At 48.8% G+C, this 20,126-nt stretch carries 7 protein-coding genes; 4 read left to right on the forward strand and 3 right to left on the reverse strand.

Annotated features, from left to right (window positions below; all coding sequences use genetic code 11):
- The first annotated feature begins 22 nt into the window (after positions 1-22).
- The 3 genes from QT998_RS03400 (at position 23) to QT998_RS03410 (ending at position 4,937) form a co-directional block, all read left to right on the forward strand.
- On the forward strand, positions 23-1,306 hold the full coding sequence (locus QT998_RS03400; protein ID WP_333217921.1) for an energy transducer TonB: 1,284 nt from the start codon (positions 23-25) through the stop codon (positions 1,304-1,306).
- Between the two features lie 72 nt (positions 1,307-1,378).
- A complete protein-coding gene (locus QT998_RS03405) occupies positions 1,379-2,482 on the forward strand; it encodes an MORN repeat-containing protein (protein WP_333217923.1) in 1,104 nt (367 codons plus the stop codon).
- A gap of 397 nt (positions 2,483-2,879) precedes the next feature.
- Entirely contained in the window at positions 2,880-4,937 is a 2,058-nt protein-coding gene (locus QT998_RS03410) for an acylase (RefSeq protein WP_333114097.1), read from the forward strand.
- 95 nt (positions 4,938-5,032) lie between these two features.
- On the opposite strand, the gene QT998_RS03415 is transcribed toward QT998_RS03410, so the two are convergent.
- The 3 genes from QT998_RS03415 to QT998_RS03425 all read right to left on the reverse strand — a co-directional run bounded on the left by QT998_RS03415 (position 5,033) and on the right by QT998_RS03425 (position 10,471).
- Positions 5,033-6,319 (reverse strand): MFS transporter, encoded by a 1,287-nt coding sequence (locus QT998_RS03415; protein WP_333114099.1) that lies wholly within the window; start codon positions 6,317-6,319, stop codon positions 5,033-5,035.
- Between the two features lie 90 nt (positions 6,320-6,409).
- Positions 6,410-7,666: a PepSY-associated TM helix domain-containing protein gene (locus QT998_RS03420; RefSeq protein ID WP_333114102.1), complete on the reverse strand. Its 1,257-nt coding sequence runs from the start codon at positions 7,664-7,666 to the stop codon at positions 6,410-6,412.
- Between the two features lie 9 nt (positions 7,667-7,675).
- The gene (locus tag QT998_RS03425; protein ID WP_333114105.1) at positions 7,676-10,471 is read right to left on the reverse strand and encodes a TonB-dependent receptor domain-containing protein; all 2,796 of its coding nucleotides are present in this window, start codon (positions 10,469-10,471) and stop codon (positions 7,676-7,678) included.
- A 950-nt stretch (positions 10,472-11,421) separates the two neighbouring features.
- Here QT998_RS03425 and QT998_RS03430 point away from each other — a divergent pair.
- Positions 11,422-19,992, forward strand: a complete 8,571-nt coding sequence (locus tag QT998_RS03430; RefSeq protein WP_333114107.1) for an amino acid adenylation domain-containing protein — start codon at positions 11,422-11,424, stop codon at positions 19,990-19,992.
- Positions 19,993-20,126 lie beyond the last annotated feature (134 nt).

The raw sequence follows: 20,126 nt of genomic DNA on the forward strand, positions 1-20,126 counted from the left end.
CCATAAAGGAGATCGATCGGGCATGAGTTTTTCAAATATTTCGGCGACGCAAAGACAACAACAAGAAGAAGCTCTCAAAAAAGTCCTGGCGATCGGTTTGTTAGCCTCAACCTTACTGCACGGCGTGGCGCTGCCCTTACTTCTGGCGTTGGTCAAACCTGCTGAATTTGCAGAGGATGCCATTGAAATTGTTGTGCTTGATGAGCCTAAAGTAGAGGAAACCAAGCCAGAGCCGGTTATTCCAGAAAAGATATCTCCCCCACCTGAGACGTTCAAACCAGAACCGCCACCAGAGCCAACTCAGCCAGAAAAGCCACCGGTAGCGGCAACGCCCCCACCGATTCCAGAGGAACCCCCGGTAGCAGCAACGCCCCCGCCGATTCCAGAGGAACCCCCGGTAGCAGCAACGCCCCCGCCAGAGATTAAGAAAGAGTTGCCTTTAACGGAAACTTTGCCGCCACCACCTCCTCTGGAGCCTTCCCCCCCGCCTCAACAGGATTTCAATCCCCCAGAAACTGCCAAAACCCCGATCGCCAACGAATCAAACTATCCGTTACCCGATCCTCCAAAAATCGATCGCCCCAGCACAACGGCGAGCCAGGAACCCCCTCAGAGCGAACCACCTGTTACCGCTTCCCGCCCCAAAGGCGCTGGAAGTTCGACAGACGTTACAAAAGATGCTGAAAATCCCAACTCCTCCGACAGCCCTGAAAAAAATAAGCCGCTCTCGCCATCTGCTTCGGCGGGTAGCGAGGGGCCTTCCGATGAGCCATTTGCGGCCGGTTCCGGGCGAGATCCCGTGCGCCAAACAGGCTCGCCAGTCACAGCTACTAAGCCAGGAGGCGGCAGCAATTCTGGAAATGCGATCGGAGGTGTAGGAAACCTCCCCTCCTCTGGTAGCCCGGTCGGAAGTGCATCGAACTCATCACCCGGTGGAGGTGAAAATGGCGGCGGGGGTTCATCAGGGCCATTTGGTAGCGGTTCGGGGCCAGTGCCAAAACCGACAAATCCAGGAAGAGGGGGGAGTCCTTCGGGCTCTTCCGGCCGGCTTCCCGACTCTTGCATTAGCTGCGGTAGACCTGAATATCCGAGCGCAGCCAGAGAAGAAGGGCGGCAAGGCGAAGTGGAAGTCGTGTTTGACATTGACCCCAACGGTAAGCCATTCAACATCAAGATCTCGACTCCTAGCAAATACAACGACTTGAATCGCGCAGTGATTAAAGCAGTAGAAAAATGGAAACTTGCCTCATCAGAGAATGGCATTAAAGGAGAAAGAGCATCCATTACCTTCCAGCTCGATGAGTAGGGATTTTTTTGAAACTCTAGCAATTTGGCTGGGAATTCTATAGCACCGTCCAAGGAATAGCAAAGTTAAAACTTGAATTTTTTGTTAATTATGAATTTGGGAATGTCGTCAGCAATATTAAGTAAACTTCAGCGAGTTGGACTCACTCTATTACTTGGTTCCAACTTGGGAATGGCTGTGTTGTTTGTCAACCCTGACAGCGCAATGGCAGGAGTAATTACTCTACCCGATGGCGGGCGTTGCGAGGGAGAATTGAGTGAGGGAAAACTTAGCGGCCCCGCTATGTGCGAATATGCCAGCGGCGATCGCTACGAAGGCTCTTTTCTCAACGGCCAACCTCACGGCCAAGGCATCTATACCTTTAAAGAAGAAGGTAAATACCAAGGAGAATTTGCCTTGGGTGAATTCAACGGTCAAGGTGTCCGCGAATTTGCTAACGGCAACCGCTACGAAGGCACTTTTAAAAACGGCGAATTCGACGGTACTGGTATTTTTACTTCAGCTAGCGGGGTTCGCTACGAAGGCTCTTTTACGAGTGGTTCCCCCAGCGGCCGGGGGGCTTTTACATTCAGTGATGGCACTCGTTGCGAAGGAGATATTAAAGAAGGCAAAGTTAACGGTAAAGGAGTCTGTCAATATGCTAATAAGAACCGCTACGAAGGAGAGTTGCTGAGTAACTTGCCTCACGGACAGGGAACCTATACTTTTGCTGAAGGAGGTAGTTATCAGGGGCAGTTTAGTGAAGGGCAATTTGATGGCAAAGGGGTTCGCGAATATCCGAACGGCAACCGCTATGAAGGAGAGTTTGTCAAGGGCAACACTCAAGGTCAGGGGTTGTTAACTTTTAAAGAAGGGGGACGTTATCAAGGCCCGTTCGAGAATGGAGAATTTAATGGTGAGGGTGTCCGCGAGTTTGCTAATGGCAATAGCTATAAAGGCACTTTTGTCAAGGGTAAGATGAGCGGGAAAGGAGTTTATATTTTTGCCAATGGCGATCGCTGCGAAGGCGAATTTCGCGAGGGTCAGTTCAACGGCAAAGGTATCTGTATTTACGCCAATGGCGATCGCTATCAAGGTGAATTCCTCAACGGGCAGAAACACGGTCAAGGTTCCTACATTTATGCAGATGGAACGAAAGTAGAAGGAAATTGGCAACAAGGTCAAATTAAAAAATAACCTTATAACCTATCTCGCCCTACTTGTTTACCCCCCCTCCTCACCAATAACATAAGGCGCTTTACAGTCGGCACACCGGCGTTTTATAGCGCTTTTCAAGTTGGTGAGCTAGCGGAGGGTTTTTAATTTCACATCCGATTTACACAGGGTCTTTTTTAGGATTTTCTGGATAGCTCGAAGAAAAGTTATTTTTTTAACTGCATATCGACTCAGATAGACGTAGATAGATTACATTTTGGGGCAACGGATTTGGTATAAATTTTTCCCTCTCCATAAAAGGGGTTTAAATCCTCGGCGTTTTGTTCATGCAGCTTGTTAAAAAGGCTGCAATGTCTCAGTTTAATCCACCCTAGCCAATTAATTTCCAGTGTTTCTACAACTAAAAAAACAATGCCGAATGATTGCCTCGTTATTAATGAGTTTTATTTTAGTTCTGCTCCTCAATAATGGGGTTCAATCCTCGCCTCAAACAGGCACTCAAATTCTTTGGGATACCTATGGAATTCCACATATTTACGGAGAAAATAGTAAAAGCCTTTTCTACGCTTTTGGCTGGGCGCAGATGCAAAGTCACGGTAATCTGATTTTGCGTCTTTACGGGCAAGCTCGCGGGCAAGCTGCCGAGTTTTGGGGCGAAGATTATCTGGAATCCGATCGCTGGGTGCAAACTATGGGAATTCCTAATCGTGCAAAGGCGTGGTATGAATCACAAACTCCCATTTTTCGCAACTATCTTGATGCTTTTGTTGGCGGAATGAATGCCTATGCAAAAGAACACCCAGAGGCGCTCACCGAAGAATTAAAAATAGCATTGCCCCTCAAACCGGCAGATGTATTGGCACACGAGCAGCGTGTCATCAATTTTACTTTTGTAGTCGATCCAGAGCGCGTTGAAAAGCTCACTGAAAATAATACTCCTAAAGGCTCTAATGGTTGGGCGATCGCTCCTTCCCATTCTCAAAGTGGCAATGCCATGCTATTGGCAAATCCTCACCTTCCTTGGTCGGATTTATATTTATGGTACGAAGCACAACTGGTTGCCCCAGAAATTAACGCTTACGGAGCGACTCTCGTCGGATTTCCTGTATTAACGATCGCCTTTAATGACAACTTGGGATGGACTCATACTGTCAACACTCACGATGGCTGGGATGCCTATGAATTGTCCCTTGCTAACGATGGCTATCGCTTCGATGGCGAAGTCCGAAAATTTGACAGAGAAGAGAAGGTTTTAAAAGTCAAAGAAAAGAATGGGAATTTGCGATCGGAATCTCTAGTAGTGCGGCGTTCTGTTCACGGGCCGATTCTCACAGAAAAACAGGGCAAAGCGATCGCCCTGCGCGTTGTCGGACTCGAACAGTCCGGTGCTTTAGAGGAGTGGTGGGATATGGCACGAGCCCGGAATTTCAATGAATTTGAGGCTGTTTTAAAGCGCTTGGAAATTCCCATGTTTACCGTCATGTATGCCGATCGTGAGGGGCATATCATGCACTTGTTTAACGGTCAAGTCCCCATTCGCAAAAACGGAGATTTTAAATACTGGTCAGACACAATCCCAGGCAATACATCAGAGACTTTGTGGACCAAAAATCATCCCTATGCGGATTTGCCGCGCGTTGTCGATCCGCCCAGCGGTTGGTTGCAAAATACCAACGATCCTCCTTGGACGACGACCTTTCCCAGCCCGATCGCACCTGATAATTATCCCGCCTACATGGCACCGCGCGGCCCGATGGATTTGCGATCGCAGCGATCGGCAAAAATGCTCTTAGAAGATGCAAAAATCTCTTTCGATGAATTGATGCAATACAAACATTCTACTCAGGTAGAACTCGCCGATCGCCTCCTCGATGATTTAATTCCCGTCGCACGGCAAGGCAGTGAAAAAGCGCGCCGCGCTGCGGAAGTTCTCGCCACTTGGAATCGCAAAGTCGATGCTGACAGTCGCGGTGCGGTGCTGTTTGCCTTTTGGAAACAAGCGATGGATGCCGATAAGTTATTCGCTAAACCTTGGAGCGAAGATGCGCCACTAACGACGCCAGACGGGTTGGCAAATCCTGCGGAGGCGGTGCGGGTGTTGGAAGCGACAGCAACCAAAGTTGAGGCAACTTATGGCGCTTTAGATGTGGCATGGGGGGAAGTCTTCCGATTGCCTGGGGAGGCTAATTTGCCTGCAAATGGAGCTGACGGTGCTTTGGGTGTATTTCGCTCAGTATGGTTCGCTCCAGGGAAAGACAATCGCTTTCAAGCGGTTGCGGGCGATTCTTTTGTGGCTGCGATTGAGTTCTCGAATCCGGTGAAAGCGATGGCGCTAAACAGTTACGGCAACGCCACTCAACCTGGTTCGCCCCACGCCGGCGATCAGTTGCAGCTCTTTGCTCGCAAGGAATTGCGCCCTGTATGGCGATCGCGATCGGAAATTGAAGCTCACCTGAGTTCGCGCCAGAAACTATAGGAGAAGGCAGAAGGCAGAAGGAAGAAGGAAGAGGGAAGAAGGAAGAGGGAAGAGGGAAGAAGGAAGAAGTTAAAAGACCTCTTTCCGTTTCCCCTTTAGGGATCGCGCAGCAGTCGGCAAGCATACCCACCGACTGCTACGAGCAATAAGCCCAGCGCGGAGATAGCGTATAACAAAGCCATCCCAGCGCCGGCACCTGTCCCCAGAAGTCCGCCAAAAATAGCTGCTAAAAAACCTCCCGGTTGCATGGCGGGTTCAAAGACGCGATCGGCAAGTGGGCCTGCGATCAATAAACCGATCGCAGACGCCAATTGCATGATGACTGCTCTGGTAGCAAAAACGCGCCCCTGTACTTCTGGTGCGACTTTCGCCAACCATATCGCCTCGTTGGAACTGCCGAGGATGGGGAAATTGAAAGACGAACAAAATTGAGCGGGAATCCAAATGGAAAGCGCCTGGCCGAAAGCAAAGACTATTTTACTCAAGCCCGCGCCTGCCATGCCTAGCAGAAAGCCCCGGATTCGGCGTTTGGGGCCCCCCCAAATACTGATAATTGATGCTCCTAAAACGCCGCCTGCGCCGGCGGCTGAAAGGATAGTACCGAGGATTCTGGCATTGTTGCCGGTGCGTGCCAGTATCATCGGTGAGTAGAGGGCCGCGCCGATGTCGTGAGCAAACCAGAATAGCGAAACGGACACCAGCAAGGCAAGCAGGTTGGGACGCTGGACGATGTAGCGGAATCCGAAGCTGAGTTCTTGCAATAGGTGAAAGCGAGTCGGCTGGGGATTGGAGGCGATATTGCTCCGCAACGCTGGCGCGATCGCGGGCTGTGGTATTTTGACAGATACTAGGGTGCCGATCGCGATTGTAAAAGTTGCCAGGTCGATCGTAAAAATCCCGCCGGGCCCAATCGCAGAATAGAGAATCCCCGCCAGCGTCGGAGCAATAATACTCGCACCGTAACTTGCCAAAAAACTTAAACTGCTAGCGCGGCTGTAATGCTTTTCTGGCATCATTGTGGCGATCGCTGCTGAGTAAGCTAACTGCTGAATTTGGTCAAAAATTCCGTTAACCGCAGCCGCTACATATATATGCCATATTTGCAGGTTTTGGCTGATATAAAGTAATAGGATAGTGAGCGTTAACAAAGCTGAAACCGCATCACCGATCGCCATTAAAAATTTTCGATTCCAGCGATCGACGAGAATGCCAGCAACCGGAGCAAGCAAGATGCGTGGCAATTGAGTAAAAAACATCAACAAAGCCAAAGCTGTCGCTTGACTGGTGGATTCCCAAATCCAAATAGTCAGCGCAAACGCGGACATAGCGCTGCCAATCATCGAAGCAGTTTGTCCGAGCCAGAGTTGAATAAATTTTTGCATTAAATAAGCGATTGATAGGATTTAAAATTCAGATGATAGGGGTTTTTAAGCAGGAGAATCACACCCGAATCAAACCGCACGCCGCTCTCATTAAAACCAAGGCCATTGCTGGCTCAGTGGAGATAATTCTTCATATTGCTGTCTCGCCTCCTTGCGGTAAAATTTCACCAAATGCCGCTGCCGCCACATCAGTACACCCGTAACAAACAGTACAAACGCTGCTAATCCTGCGATCGCGTGTGCCAGCCGCAAGTAAATTCCGCCATAGCTGCCAATATGTAGCGGATAAAGCGAGTTGAGAATTCGATTTGCGACAGAAGCCGAATTTACACTATCAGCCTGCAATATTTCGCCACTGTATTGGTCGATAGAAATCGTGCTAATCCCGTTTGGGTGCGGGTCATTAGGAAATTTTTTCCTTACTTTAAAAGTTGCTTCAGGTGTCAAAGGCAAAGAAATAAAAGTGGTTTTAGCTTCCGGCCAAACAATACTAACTTGCTGTAATATTTCATCAAGGCTTTGCCTCAAACTGCTAGAGTTGGGATGAGAAGTCAATGCTGGCTGGGGCTTTTCATTGGTTAGCCAATACAGAGTAGATTCAACCGGCACGTAAAAAATTATCGCTGTCCCTGTAGCGGAAATGAGTATGAGAAAAGCGACCGATACAATGCCAGAAACGTTATGTAAATCAAATACAGTCCGCTGCCAGTGAGCTTTCCAATTAATAGAAAATCCGCGAGCCAAATTGCGCCAACCAGTCCACAATACCAAACCCGTAAAAGTTAGTCCTAGCATTACTAGACCGCAAATGCCGACAACAAGATGACCGAATTCTCCTCCAGCTAATTCCGCGTGTAACGTAAAAACCAAACCTGTAAAAGTTTCTTTCCCAAGGCGCGCACCCTTAATTTCTCCACTGTAAGGATTGACATAAACGTTAACTACTTCCTCACTTTTTGAAAGCATCGAAACTTGGCAAACTTCCTTCGCCGAGCGCGGCAGCAAGATACTAAGAGCTTGATTTTGCGGATAAGCTTTTTCGACAAGTTGCAGGACATTTTCCAGCGGTATCCGTTCGGCTTGAGGAATTACTTGCAGGAGTTGGGGATTGAATAACCGCTCGATTTCGGGACTAAAAACCAGCAAGCTACCCGTTAAAGCAATTACTGCTAAAAATATTCCTACCACCAACCCCAAATACAAGTGCAGTTTAAATGCGAGTTTGCGGAACTTCATCTCGAATTTTTCCTCGAAGCCGTTAACTGTTCTAATTAAGGTAAAACCGATAGTCAGACAGGGAATGAATTCCCTGTCTTGGGATATTGAATCTACCTCATAAACCTGCATCTGCTGTAACTACCAGTTAAGGCGGTAATTAACACTGAGAGTTAAACCTCTCGCTGCATAATTAGAGCTGTCTGAGCCAAATCCAGCTAAGTATTGCGACAGCACAGGAAAATATTGATTGTTCAATAAATTCTCAACTTTGACTTGTAGTTCGCCCAATCCAATTTTCACCGAGCTGATGTAATCTAACGTGAGATAGCTGCTAATCGGGCCGCCATCCGAGCCGTCTTTGAATGCTAGATCGCGATTTCCAGAATATAAGAACTGTAACCGATTGTTCCATCCCGGCAAAGTTTCATTTTGCAGATAAGCTGTTAGCTTGAGCGGTGGAATTCGGCTGCTATCGAGGGCGAGAGAACGGCCATTGTCGTCGTCATATTCACCTTGAATATAGGTAGCAGTCCCGCCGATCGACCATGCTCGTGCAGGTTGCCAATCCACAGTTCCTTCTAAGCCGTAAATGCGTTCTGGGGCGCGGATTAGTTCCAGGCGACCTGTGTTGCCAACTGGTTGAAAACTGATTCCTAGATCGGAGGTATTGTAAAAAGCGGCAAGCGACATTTGCACGGATTGCCACCCTCCTCGAATGCCAATTTCGTAGCTGTTGACTTTTTGCGGTTGAGTTACTTCTAACGAAGATTCAATTCCCACAAAATCGTCGGGGGGTTGGCGGAGAATGCGGCCGAAATCTGGAACTGAGAAACCTTGAGAAAAGTTGCCAAATATGTTGAAGTTGTCATTAAGTTTATAGACAGCCCCTGTATTAAATAGGGTGGCGTTAAATTTGCGATCGCCTCCTTCGATCTGGCGATCGTTAAAAGTGGTATAATCATTGACGTTTAACCCGACGCGTTCGTGACGTATCCCGCCACTTAAAATGACGATATCGTCAATATTCCATTCCAATTGACCGAAAAAGCCAAGGCTGTCATAAGTGTAAGGAGGAACGAAAGGACGCTCGGAAATTTTCCGGTAAACCCTGCCACCACTTGCGTCAACTCTCTCTGGGTCGTACAGGTCGAAACGCTGTTTGCTATCTTCAGTAATATAGTCAGAACCCCAAGTTAATCGAAGATTTTCGGCACTGGATAAAGGAGTGGTGACCGCAAGCCTTCCTCCTATTTGTTCGTTTTCGGCTCGCGAACGAGCAACGCCGACAAACGGGCCAAAGAAATCGGACGTGCGAAAATCAGAGGGAACACTTACATTGGAATTCGTTCGATAGTAAATTTGACTTTGAAGGCTGCTGCCAAAAAGGTTTTGGTTGGTGTAACTGAGGTTGAGCTGTGTACTTCTATTTCCCGGTGTTTCCCCGTCAATATCCAAATCTCCGCTTCGGATGGCGCGGGCTTTTTGCCGTCCTTCCTGGTCGTCAACACTAGGGTCTGGGATCACATTGGGATCTTGGGTTTCCCGATAGTGATTGACAGTTAGTTGCAGCCGCTGTTGGCTGTCCAAATCTACCCCGACTTTGCCCATCACGTTGAAGAGGGTGCTGCTATCTCCGCCGAGTTCAAAATAGGGAATGCGATCGCCTTTGGCATCGTAAAAAGCTCCACTTCTGGCGATCGAGACAGTGCCGGTGAAATCGAAATTGCCACTTCGACCAGAAATCGTCTGCTGAGCGTTAAAGCTTAGAGCATCTTCTGTATTTGTTAAAGCGCTACCGACACCCACTTCAGTAACAGCAGTTAGCCTTTCCTCAGTTGGCCGGCGAGTAATAATATTAATCACGCCACCCGTAGCCTGAGCACCGTAGATTGCGGTAGACCCCCGCACTACTTCAATGCGTTCGATCGCACTGGGATCGATGTTTCTAAATTCTCTGCCAAAAGATTGAAGATTGGTTGTTTGCGGCACGCCGTCAATCAGAACGGAAACGTCGCGCCCCCGCAAAGTTTGTCCATAAGTGCTAGTTTGTTGAGTCGGAGGCGCGAAACCGGGAACCTGATTTGCCAGAGCTTCCCCGATATTTCTCGATTGCCCTACCTGCTGCTGAAGTTCTTCTGAGTCTACCACTGTTATAGAGCGCGGCACGTTCGTCACTCTTTCTGCGGTTCGCGTTGCAGTGACGACGATTTCAATCGCGTCTCTCCCTACCTGTGGCGTTATAGCGGGTGGCTGTGTCGGTGTTCCTGGTGGCTGCGCTGTCGGTGGCAAGGGTTCTCCGGGCATTCCTGGTGGCTGCGCTGTCGGTGGAAAGGATTCTCCGGGCGTTCCTGGCGGCTGCGCTGTCGGTGGAAAGGATTCTCCGGGCGTTCCTGGCGGCTGCGCTGTTGGTGGTAAAGGTTCTGCGGGTATCTCTACTGGCTGCCCTGTCGGTGGTAAGGGTGCTGCGGGTGTCCCTGGCCGCTGTGTTGTAGGAGCCGGTGCAGGCGGGCGAGCAGTCATCTCCGAGCTGGGTTTTAAGCCCAGAATCAGACCCGCAGCATTAGGAATCACCCGTGCCACTGGTTGACCCCTCTCGCCAATCACTTTGATGCGGATGCTGTTGTTATCTAAAGGAGTAACGGTGACAGAAGCAATTCCGGCAGCCGGTTTGTCTTGACGAAACTCATTTCCCCCCGATAATCGCAGTTGAGCGGTGATGACATCAACTTGTAAAGTTTCGCCAAAGCTGGTGCTGAAGACTTGCAGGGGTCTTCCATCTTCAGTGTCTAGGATGATTTCGATGCCTTCTGACGTGGGGTTGAGGCGAACTGCCGTCACCTGCGCGATGGTGGAAGCGCACGCCGACTGAGCGATTAACGCTGGCACGACTCCTGCCAGCCCGAGGCTGCTTAATAATTTCTGCGATCTGTTCATTACTCTTGAATCAACAATTAATGGAACTTCGGATATGTGGTTGGCGTTGCTTGCACAACCTGATTTGTGGCAGCGTGGCTGCTTTTCTCTGGCTATTGAAACTGACTTGCCGAAGATCCTGCCCAGTTTTCGGGCGCATTTCGAGCCGATTCTCCCGTCGCTAGGGGATTTGTCTGGGAATGCAGGAGGTGCGTGAGGACAAAAGCCTCAGTCCGGTGGAGCCTTTGGACGAGTTGCCACGGTGGGCATTTTCCTCGGTTAAAGGAAGTAGTCGCTGGACACTTAATGAGAAAGTACCTTAATTAGATAACGGAGTCCTTGCATCTGTCAAGAGCTAACTAATGCAAATTAATTGCATTTTAGATTGGTGTGCGACCCTTCTATCTAGTTGGGGACTACTTGCCTATTATGGTTGACGGTAAGGTCTTGACAAACGATCGCCTAAAATGCTATGGCAAGAGTTAGAAAAAATTCTCATATAGGAAATGACAGGAGTCAATAAAATACCTCAACCACTCTTGACAATAGATATCATCTAGTCTACTATCTTAAAAGTCGATAGTCGTAAAGTCCCTGAAGCTGATGTCGAAGCTGGCTCGGACTGAAAATTGCCCCGGAGTCATTCGATTTGAGATTTTAGATTTGAGATGCTTTCGATTGACCCCACGAATCAATTCGGGGGCTTGAGGATTTGAGATTCCAGATGCTCCCGATTGATTCCACGGATCAATCAGGTGGCGGGTACCACCTTTGAAATTCGCTTGTCATTGCCGAACAGGGCGATCGACCACAAAACGTTAAAAGAAGCGCTAATACCCGGATTGAAGACTCAAACGCGCTGATGAGAGACTCGTAACGCCGGACAACTGTTCACAGAAAGTCTATGTGGAAAGAATTTGGCGGAACTGGTTGGCGTACTGCAAACAAGATTTATTAGGTAAAAAGAATCGATGAGTGACGCAAGCATTAAGGGAAACCAACTCACCGAAAGTTGTACAAATTTAGTAGAACTCCTACAAAATAGAGCGTTACACCAACCAGAGCAGAAATATACATTTCTGTTAGACGGAAAAACTGAAACCGCCAGTTTGACTTATCGAGAGTTAGATGCGATCGCCCGATCGCACGCCTCGCGACTTCAGACATTGGGGCTCAGTGGCGAACGAGCCTTACTGCTTTTCCCGCCAGGATTGGACTATCTCGCCGCCTTTTTTGGATGCTTGTACGCCAAAGTGATCGCGGTTCCCCTCTATCCACCGAAGCTGAAACGGAATTTAGCGAAAATTAGTGCGATCGCCAAAGACGCAGGAGCAACAGTTGCGATCGCTCCCACACGACACCTGGAAAATTTAGAGCAACTGTGCGAGCAAGCCCCGGAACTTAAAGCGATACACTGGCTGAGTGCAGAGGTGCTTTCCGATGACGGCGAAAAGTGGCAGCAGCCACCCATCGATCCCGACTCCGTGGCTTATCTTCAGTACACTTCCGGCTCAACCTCCACCCCCAAAGGCGTAATGGTGAGCCACGCCAACGTTTTGTACAACATCGAATACATTCACCGAGGCTTTGATCACGATGCCGAAAGCGTTGCGGTAACGTGGCTTCCCCCGTTTCACGACATGGGGTTAATTGACGGATTGCTCAAACCTTTGTATCTGGGAATTCCCTCTTACTTCATGCCACCAGCCGCGTTTATTCAGAACCCGATGTGCTGGTTGGAAACGATTTCGCGCTACAAAGCTACCCACAGCGGCGGGCCAAATTTTGCTTACGACTTGTGTGCTAGCAAAATCAGCAAAATGTTGGGCGATGGCCAAAAAATGCTCGACTTGAGTAGTTGGCGCGTGGCCTATAACGGCGCAGAACCCATCCACAAAGAAACCCTAGAACGATTTACCAAAGCTTTTGAGCCCTGGGGTTTTCAGGCGGATGCCTTTTGTCCTGCTTACGGAATGGCAGAAACCACGCTAAAAATTGCCACGGTTCGCAGCGGCGCAACACCGACTTTCTTAGCTGTTGATGCTGGGGCGCTGGAAAATAATCACATTGTAGAAGTTGTCGAAGGCGAGGGGGGCGCGAGAACTTTAGTCGGCTGCGGTTTCCCTGAATTTGGCACTAAAGTTGCGATCGTCAATCCCGAATCTCTGACGCAATGTCAGCCGCAGGAAGTCGGAGAAATTTGGGTAGCTGGCGAAACAGTGGCGCGAGGCTATTGGAATCGCCCAGAAGAGACAGAAAAAACCTTTCAAGCATATCTCTCAGATACCAGCGAAGGGCCATTTTTGCGAACAGGAGATTTAGGCTTTTTACGCGATCGAGAACTGTTTATTACAGGGCGACTCAAAGATTTGATTATCATCCGAGGTCGCAATCTTTACCCCCAAGATATAGAAAGAACAGCAGAGGGCAGCCATCCCAGTTTGCGGCCAGGGGCGATCGCGGCCTTCTCGGTGGAAGTCGCAGGCGAAGAACAGCTCGTTATCGTGCCAGAATTACAATCTCGCAAAGCGCCGGATAATGCCGAGGAAATTATCAGCGCCATCCGATCCCGCATTGCTCAAGAATATGAAGTGCAAGTTTATGGAGTAGTGCTGATTAAGCCCGGAAGCATTCCGAAAACGACCAGCGGTAAAATTCAACGTCGCGCCGCCTATGCTGACTTTCTAGCTGACAATTTGGAAGTAGTCGCCAGTAGCGTTTTAGAGTTAGCTGATTCGGTGGAAATAGACAATCAACTAACGCGAGAAATTCTGCTGACAGCAGAGTTACAAGAACGGCAGTTGCTTCTTGAGGCTTACCTTTGGCAGCAGGTAAACCGCCGGGGAATGAATTCCCCGGCTAATAGCCAAAGTCGGCTAAAGCCGACTGAAATCGATCAACCACTCAGTAGCTTTGGACTAGATTCTTTAAGAATTTTTGAGTTAAAAAATCAAATAGAGAGTGACTTGGGCGTTAGTGTATCGGTTGCCGATTTGTTTGAGGATAGGAGCATTGCTCGACTGGCAGTGCAAATTCTAGAGCAACTAACAGGAAATACCAAAGCAGCCGTCATTGAACCTGTTTCTCGCTCGCGCCATCTTCCCCTGTCTTTTGCCCAAGAGCGCTTGTGGTTCTTCGACCAATTGGAACCGGGAAACCCCTTCTACAACCTCTGCGGTGCGGTTCGGGTGACGGGGCAACTTAATGCAGAAGCACTCCGGCAAAGTATTGAGAAAATTATCGAGCGACACGAGATTTTAAGAACTGCGTTTGCTGGTGGAGAAAAAGCCCAAGTACAAGTTATTTTTGACGCCAAAAGTTTCCCATTACCGCTGATAGATTTGAGCGACCGCTCCCCGGAGGAACGCGAGAAAGCAGCGCAAAAAATGTCTGCGGAAGCAGCAAAATTGCCCTTTGATTTAACTCAACCACATCTGCTCCGTGCCAAACTTCTGCGCCTATCTGAAACAGAACATACCCTGCTTTTATCCGCCCATCATATCATTTTCGATGGGTGGTCTTTGGGCGTACTTTTACGGGAAATAGCGGCATTTTACCAAGGATTTACTAATAATAATTTAGCCTCGCTTCCACCGCTGCCAATTCAGTATGCAGACTTTGCAACTTGGCAGCGCCAACAAATGCAGGGAGAAATATTAGAAGCTCAACTTACTTACTGGAAGCAGCAGTTAAGTGGTAGCGCAGCGGTTCTAAATTTACCAACAGACTTTTCTCGTCCCGCTGTTCAAAGTTACAAGGGAGGTCGGCAATTATTTGAATTGCCAGAACACTTAACCGAGGCAATTACGCAATTGAGTCGCAGCGAAAAAACCACTGTATTTATGACATTGCTGGCAGCATTCAAAACACTGCTTTACCGCTACACGGGGCAAGAAGATATCCTCGTCGGTTCACCAATTGCCAGCCGCAACAGCAGCGAAATTGAATCATTGATTGGATTTTTTGTCAATACTTTAGTCCTACGGACTGACTTAAATGGAAATCCCACTTTTCGAGAGTTGCTGAGTCGAGTGCGAGAGGTTGCATTAGGCGCTTATGCACACCAAGAATTGCCATTTGAAAAGCTCGTAGAAGAATTGCAGCCGAATCGAGATTTAAGTCACTCGCCTTTATTTCAGGTGATGTTTGCCTTTCAAGATGCCTCTAAATTCGCCTTAGAATTGCCAGGTTTAAGCCTGAACTGCCAACAGATTCACAGCGGCACAACAAATTTCGATTTAACCTTGGAATTAGAAGCCACAGCAACAGGTATTAGAGGGTGGTTTGAATACAGCTTAGACTTATTTGAAGCTGCTACAATCGCGCGAATGGCGAGGCATTTTCAGAACTTATTAGAAGGTATCGTTGCGAATCCCTCCGCGCGTTTATCAGATTTACCGATGCTTGCAGAAGCCGAACGCCAGCAACTTCTATTTGAGTGGAATAATACTCAAACAAATAACTTTCAAAATGCCTGTATTCATCGCTTATTTGAAGCGCAAGTTGCGAAAACACCAGATGCTGTTGCGGTGCAATTTGAATGCCAAAGTTTGACCTACCGAGAACTGAACGATCGCGCAAATCAACTTGCCCATTATTTGCATTCCTTCGGCGTAAAACCAGATGGGATAGTAGGCGTTTATATGGCGCGATCGCTCGATGCGATCGTCGGAATTTTAGGCGTATTAAAAGCAGGCGGCGCTTATTTGCCCCTCGACCCCATCTATGCTAAAGAACGCCTCGCCTTCATGTTAGAAGACGCTGGAGTTAGCGTATTGCTGACGCAAGCAGAATTAAAAGCAGAAACGCCAACCCAAAATAATATTTCTGTGATTTGCTTGGATGCAGAATGGCAGACGATCGCTAAACAAAATAAGTCAAATCCTGAGAGCGCCGTTTTGCCAGAAAACCTCGCTTATATCATATATACATCCGGGTCTACCGGCAACCCAAAAGGAGTGATGGTGCAGCATCAATCTTTGGCGAATTATACGCAGGCTGCAAGTGTCGAATATGGCATCGAACCAGGCGATCGCATTCTCCAATTTGCTTCCCTCAGCTTCGACGCCAGCGCCGAAGAAATCTATCCCTGTTTAACGCGAGGCGCAACTTTGGTACTGCGCGGAAATTCCATGTTAGACAGCATTTCTTCCTTCCTGCAAAAATGCCGGGAATGGCAAATCACCGTCTTAGATTTACCGACAGCTTACTGGCGCGAATTAACGGCCAGACTCAGCACCGAAAAAGCAGAATTTCCTCCATCAGTGCGCTTGACAATTATTGGCGGAGAAACTGCACTTCCAGCGTCGCTGAATCAGTGGCAAAAGTGCGTTTCAGAAAAAGTGCGACTCGTCAATACTTACGGCCCCACAGAAACAACAATTGTGGCGACGTGGTGCGAGTTATCGGGGAATATTTCTACTGCAAAATTGCTGCCGATTGGTCGTCCAATTCCAAATGCCCGCACCTATGTACTCGATGCTAATTTGCAACCCGTTCCGATCGGAGTCCCAGGCGAACTTTATATCGGAGGTGCGGGCGTTTCCAGAGGATATATCAACCGTTCGGATCTGAATCGAGAAAAATTTATTCCCGATCCTTTTAGCAGCAAGCAAGGCGTTCGCGAAGCGTGTGCGAAGCACTCTCGCCTTTACAAAACAGGCGATTTAGTCCGCTATCTCCCCGACGGGAATTTAGAATTTCTCGATCGCACAGATCGCCAAGTAAAAATTCGCGGTTTTCGCATAGAGTTGGGAGAAATTGAATCCACACTCAGCCAACATCCAGACGTGCAAGAAGCCGTCATTCTCGCGCGTGACGAAGATTCAGCCGGAAAGCGCTTAATCGCCTACCTCGTTTTAAACTCAGCAGTCAGCATTGACAACTCTGCACGGATTAAAAATCTGCGTTCTTTTCTCCGGGAACAACTGCCAGATTATATGGTGCCTGCCAGTTTCATGTTTTTAGAAGCCATGCCATTAACGCCAAACGGTAAGGTAGATTTTAAAGCTTTTCCCGCACCGGAAACCAACAGTTTAGACGCCGATTTTATCGCTCCTGAGACTTTAGAAGAACAAGTATTAGCTGATATTTGGGCGGAGGTTCTCGGCTTAAAACAAGTGGGAATTAATGACAATTTCTTCGAGTTGGGAGGTCACTCTTTGCTGGCAACTCAACTGATTGCCAAGGTGCGCGATCGCTTTCAAGTTGAGCTATCGTTGCGCTGCTTGTTTCAATCCCCTACTGTCGCCAGTCTGGCAGTTGCGATCGCACAAGCTAAGAGCCAGCAGTCGCCCGAACCCCTGATTTCACTGCCCGCGATCGCCCCCGATCCTCAAAATCGCTACCAACCATTTCCGCTCAATGAAATGCAGCAGGCGTACTGGATCGGGAGAAATAGCTTCTTTGAAATGGGCAATGTTGCCATTCACGGCTATGTAGAAATTGAGAGCGACGAGTTAGATTTAGAGCGGTTTAGCCTCGCGTGGCAGCGAGTTGTAGAGCGCCACGATATGCTGCGGGCGATCGTACTTCCGAACGGACAGCAGCAAATTCTGGAAAACGTACCCGCTTATAAAATTGAGGTTGTGGATTTGCGATCGCTCGATTCAAAAGTTGCCGACGAACAACTCGAAGCAATCCGCGATCGCCTTTCTCACCAAGTGCTGCCGCTCGATCGTTGGCCGCTATTTGAAATTTGCGCTTCGCAAATGAACGATCGCATTCGCTTGCATCTCAGCATTGACGCTTTGTGCATAGATGGCTGGAGTTTTCAAATTTTGTTTGGTGATTTGGTCAAGTTTTACCGAAATCCCCATACTGCGATCGCGCCCTTGCAACTGTCTTTTCGCGACTGCGTGTTAGCTGCGATCGCCTTAGAAAAATCCCCACTTTACCAGCAATCCTTAGATTACTGGCTCCCTCGCCTCAAAACCCTGCCAGCAGCGCCGGAATTGCCCCTCGCCAAACACCCGAATTCCTTAACACAGCCGCGATTTAAACGCTGGAGCGATCGCTTAGATTTCTCAACTTGGCAGCGACTCAAAACGCGCACAGCTCGCGCCAGCCTCACTCCTACGGGCTTATTGCTGGCCGCCTATGCGGAGGTTCTGTCTCTGTGGAGCAAAACGCCTCGGTTTACCCTCAACGTGCCGCGCTTTAATCGGTTGCCTTTGCATTCTCAAGTTGAGGAAATTATCGGAGAATTTGCGTCATTTACTCTGCTAGAAATAGATAACTCAAAGCAAGAAAGTTTTGAAGTACGAGCCAAGCGATTGCAAGAACAACTTTGGCAAGATTTAGAACACCAATATGTCAGCGGCGTGCGGGTTTTACGAGAACTCGCCCAAGCGCAAGGTACAACTGCAGCGCTGATGCCAGTCGTGTTTACGATCGATCCGCAAAACGCGCCTGGGGAAGATACTTCTATCTTCTCTCTCATTCAAGAATTGGGAGAATTGGTGCACATTATCGGTCAAACTCCGCAAGTTTGGATCGACGCGCAATTTACCGAAACCTCTGAGGGGATGTCTTTTAGCTGGGATGCGGTGGAAGAACTTTTCCCGCCAGGGATGATTGACGATATGTTTGACGCCTATTGCAGCCTATTGCAAAGCCTCGCCAATGAAGAGGAAACTTGGCATAAAACGGTGCAGTTTCAGCAAGCCTTTACTAATAGCATTGAAGCACCCATTCCCGATGTATTGCTGCATGAATTGTTTGCTGAGAAAGTCGCGTCGCGATCGCACGAACCAGCCGTCATTACGCGCGATCGTACCCTCACCTACGAGGAACTCTATCTGCGATCGAATCAAGTCGGTCATTGCTTGCGAAATCTCGGAGTTCGCCCTAATCAATTGGTTGCCGTCGTCATGGAGAAAGGATGGGAGCAAGTCGTCGCTGTCTTGGGAATTCTAGCCTCTGGAGCTGCTTATTTACCCGTAGATGCGGCGCTACCAAAAGAGCGGCTGTGGTATTTGCTGGAAAATGGCGAAGTTGAGATTGTTTTGACGCAATCTCAGTTAAATCAACGCTTGGAATGGCCGAACAATGTGCGGCGAATTTGTCTTGATACTGAGGAATTAGCAACAGAAAGCGGCGAAGCTTTGGAATCAGTGCAGGAGGCGGAAGATTTAGCTTATGTGATTTATACTTCCGGCTCAACTGGCTTGCCGAAAGGCGTGGCGATCGCGCACCGAGGTGCAGTCAATGCGATCGCTCAGACCAACCAAGTGTTTAATGTGGCCGCGTGCGATCGCGCGATCGCAGTCACCGCACTGCACCACGATATGTCCGTTTACGATATTTTCGGCATCCTAGCAGCCGGGGGTGCGATCGTCATTCCCGATGCCACACAACGGCTAGACCCCGCTCACTGGGCAGAATTGATGGTAAAAGAGCGCGTCACCATTTGGAACTCGGTTCCGCCGATGATGGAAATGCTGCTCGATTACGCTGGCGGACGTTCTGAGGTGTTGCCAGAGTGCTTGCGCTGGGCGTTTCTCGGTGGTGACTGGATACCGATAACGCTCCCTGAGAGGTTAAGGGCGATCGTCAAAGGATGCCGCGTTGTCAGCGTCGGCGGGCCAACTGAAACCACTCTCTGGAACATCTGGTATCCGGTAGAAACGGTTGACCCCTCTTGGAAGAGCATTCCTTACGGCAAGCCGATCGCCAATACACGCTATTACATTTTGAATGAAAGGCTCGAAGACTGTCCCGTCTGGGTGGCCGGCGAGATGTGCTGTGCCGGAGTTGGACTGACAAAAGGATACTGGCGGAATGAAGAAAAAACTCGCGCCAGTTGCCTCACGCACCCCGTCACGGGCGATCGCTTGTACCGAACGGGAGATTTAGGGCGCTTCCTCCCTGACGGCAATATCGAATTTTTAGGACGAGAAGATTTCCGCCTGAAAATTCGAGGATTCCGCATCGAAGCCGGAGAAATTGAAGCTGCTTTGAACGAGCACCCAGCAGTCAAAACATCCATTGTCACCGCCTTCGGAGAAAATCACAGTCAAAAGCGCTTAGTAGGGTATATTGTTCCCCAACAAAATGCTGTCCTTGCGACTGAAGAATTGCGCCAATTCCTGAGAGAAAAACTGCCCGATTATATGGTGCCGTCTGCATTGATAATTCTGGAGGCGCTGCCACTTTCTGCGAACGGCAAAGTTAACCGCAAGGCTCTGCCCGAACCGGATGCTGCAATTCAACAAGAAAAGATTTTTGTCGCACCGCGCACCCCTGTTGAGGCAATGTTAGCGAGAATTTGCTGTGAGGTTCTCGGCATCGAACAGTTAAGCATTACCGATAACTTTTTTGAACTAGGAGGAAATTCGCTGCTGGCAATTCAATTAGCAGCAAAGATACGAGAATGTTGTCAGATAGAGTTGCCTTTGTGCGATATTTTTGCAGGACGATCGCTCGCCGTACTTGCAGAAAAGATTAATGATGCCAAAAACAAAAATGCGGCCGTTGAAGAACCCGCGATCGCGCCTGTTTCGCGATCGGCGTACCGCAGGTCACTGTCATCTTTGCGCTAACCACAAATCAGTGATGAGTCATGAGTTAGCAGCCAATAATATCATGTCTGTTCGATTGACCGTTATTCCTGTAGGGGCGGGTTCGCCAATATCTTTACTAAAAACGATAAATCTCGTAAACCCGCCCCGCCCAA

The organism is Microcoleus sp. S1D4, assembly GCF_036700765.1.
Taxonomy (GTDB): domain Bacteria; phylum Cyanobacteriota; class Cyanobacteriia; order Cyanobacteriales; family Microcoleaceae; genus Microcoleus.

Coding starts and splice junctions, on each gene's coding strand:
- QT998_RS03400 (WP_333217921.1), top strand. CDS start 23: ATGAGTTTTTCAAATATTTCGGCGACGCAAAGACAACAACAAGAAGAA.
- QT998_RS03410 (WP_333114097.1), top strand. CDS start 2,880: ATGATTGCCTCGTTATTAATGAGTTTTATTTTAGTTCTGCTCCTCAAT.
- QT998_RS03415 (WP_333114099.1), bottom strand. CDS start 6,319: ATGCAAAAATTTATTCAACTCTGGCTCGGACAAACTGCTTCGATGATT.
- QT998_RS03420 (WP_333114102.1), bottom strand. CDS start 7,666: ATGCAGGTTTATGAGGTAGATTCAATATCCCAAGACAGGGAATTCATT.
- QT998_RS03425 (WP_333114105.1), bottom strand. CDS start 10,471: ATGAACAGATCGCAGAAATTATTAAGCAGCCTCGGGCTGGCAGGAGTC.
- QT998_RS03430 (WP_333114107.1), top strand. CDS start 11,422: ATGAGTGACGCAAGCATTAAGGGAAACCAACTCACCGAAAGTTGTACA.